The 2,077-nt window shown below is 55.3% G+C and carries 2 protein-coding genes; both read right to left on the bottom strand.

The window, feature by feature from the left end; all coding sequences use genetic code 11:
• Window positions 1-356: 356 nt before the first annotated feature.
• Complete coding sequence (locus AB4043_RS23540; RefSeq protein ID WP_442300050.1) at window positions 357-1,367, bottom strand: hypothetical protein; 1,011 nt, start codon at window positions 1,365-1,367, stop codon at window positions 357-359.
• A gap of 95 nt (window positions 1,368-1,462) precedes the next feature.
• Entirely contained in the window at window positions 1,463-1,762 is a 300-nt protein-coding gene (locus AB4043_RS23535) for a hypothetical protein (RefSeq protein ID WP_442300049.1), read from the bottom strand.
• Between the last annotated feature and the right edge of the window lie 315 nt (window positions 1,763-2,077).

Genomic DNA, 2,077 nt, shown 5'->3' with positions numbered 1-2,077 from the left:
TGTCTGAGCAGCCTGATTAAAGGAAGCAATTAGGGAATCGGCATACGCCGATATTCCCGTCAGCACAACGACATAAATATTCATAAGAAGTATCCCTCTTTTCGTTTTGCTTCAGCAGACGGAGAGAAAACGTAGCAAGGTCACAAGCTGTTCCGCCTGGCAGCGGTAACATCTCTGCGCAGTATGCCTGAAAATGATTCGCGTGGCCAACGCCCCAGGACCGCCAATGCCCAAGACCAGCTGAATCATTCCAACGCAGTGTGCCTCGCAGACAGTGGCGTCGTCTTCGGCGTCGCCGCCACGTGCCACGGCAGAGACGATCGCGCTCACCCGATACCCCGCCCGACCGCAGACGCTTAATGTGACTCCAGATCCAGCACTTTGGCTCCGAAGTACTCGATGAAGTCGAGCGAATACATACCACCGCGGGCCAAGATCGCGTTATCGGAGTAGTTCGGAACCAGTAGCGCTGCGAGATCCAACTCCTTGTCCGAGGACTTGACCCAATACCAGCCAGGGCTCGTGGGAGGCGTGTCCGCACCGTTGACCCAGCCAGGGGCCGTGGGAGGCGGGAGGGGAGGCTGCAGGCATGGAGAGATATGATCGAGTTGGCTCTGGTCCGGTGTAATGAGAGTGTTGTCGTCCGGGCCGCTGTCGGTAACCTGCCCACCCTCGACAATCGTCATGGGGCTCCATTGGCTGCCGTCCCAATAGGCGGGACCGATCCCGGTGAGGGTCCCAATATCGGTGTCCAAGTTGGTGTAGTGCACCTGGTAGTAGCCCTGTTTCCGAGGCCAGGACACGCTGAAGCTAAAGCCGCCATCAATATCCTGATAATTGGTGCTGCCTTGATCCGAGTAGGCGGTCAACACCGTAAAAACGCCTCCGCCCTCGTCGCTGAGCGTGGCGCTTGCGGTTATGTTGGCTGAATACGGAGTTGCGCGCGCATCTGGGACCTGCCCAGATGCACCCTGGACCGTGATGCTGTATCTGCCTGGACCGAGTTTCTCAACGGAGAAATTCCCCGTGGAGCCGTCCGCCACTGTGCCGTCGGGATAGACGAGGCCAAATGCCCTACCTTTCCAGAACTTGCGATAGGCGATTACAAATGCCTCGCATATTTGCTGGTAGTATGCAGTTCCGTTGCATACCAGCCCAAACGTGGGATCCCAAGGTAGGTCACCGTCAGTAACCACGACAGGTGATTCCGGAACGCCAGTGTTCTCGGCGAAAGTGACTACGGTGTTGTACTCGACTGTACCAGTGATAGCCGTAAGGGGGCCTTGAAACTTAGTTTCATACGAAGCGATATCGGCAAACATGACTGCGACATCCTCATAGTCTGATGGTATCGTTATGGTGGCCACGACAGTCCTTTCCTTTGCTTTGCCTAGGGCGGACGGTCGGCGTACGGCCCGATCCATCCGGCTGTGATTGGGCAACGCGACAGCGCCGATCCCGTTTACTTCCCCATCCAGAGCGCTTCGAAGCTAAAGTCGCAATCTAGATAATTGGTGCTGCCTTGATCCGTATAGCCGGTCAACACCACAAAACCAAGCCAGTTCTCATTGGGACTAACCGTGGCGCGTGCCGTCGTGTACCGTGAAAGCGGAGTGACGAGCACGGCCGGGATATTTGTCCCATAATTGCCTGAGAAGGTGAGGTCGTATTGGCCTGGGCCAATTTTCTCGACGGAGAAACCGCCCGAGCCGGACAGCACTTTGCCGTCCGAACCCTGGATATGACCAGATTCTTGCCCCATGAAGATACCTCCGAAAACGGTATATCGAGACCCTATGGGGTGACCTCTTTCCGGGTCAATATGACCTTGGTATAGATCCTTTAGTTTCAGGGGAGTTTACTAATCAATTACACCTGTACTTCTTCTCTGAATTTCGCCAAAGTCAAGAAGTTCGCCGTCAACCGTCTAAAGCTGCAGCTCCATCACATGGTCCAGTCGGGGATGGATCTAGAGTGGCATCGTCGGTTGTTTGAAGCAGCTCTTGATGATCTCGACCGGGATGGACCTGACAAACCAGGTGCTCGAGATCACGCTTGAAGATGATGAGTCTGGCAC

Origin of the sequence: Terriglobus sp. YAF25 (genome assembly GCF_052113305.1) — a bacterium.
Lineage (GTDB): Bacteria > Acidobacteriota > Terriglobia > Terriglobales > Acidobacteriaceae > Terriglobus.
Note: the sequence above shows the minus strand (reverse complement) of the source record. Positions and strands in the feature narration are given on the sequence as shown.

Excerpts from the sequence above, each read along its gene's own strand:
- AB4043_RS23535 (WP_442300049.1), bottom strand. The coding sequence starts at position 1,762 with ATGGGGCAAGAATCTGGTCATATCCAGGGTTCGGACGGCAAAGTGCTG.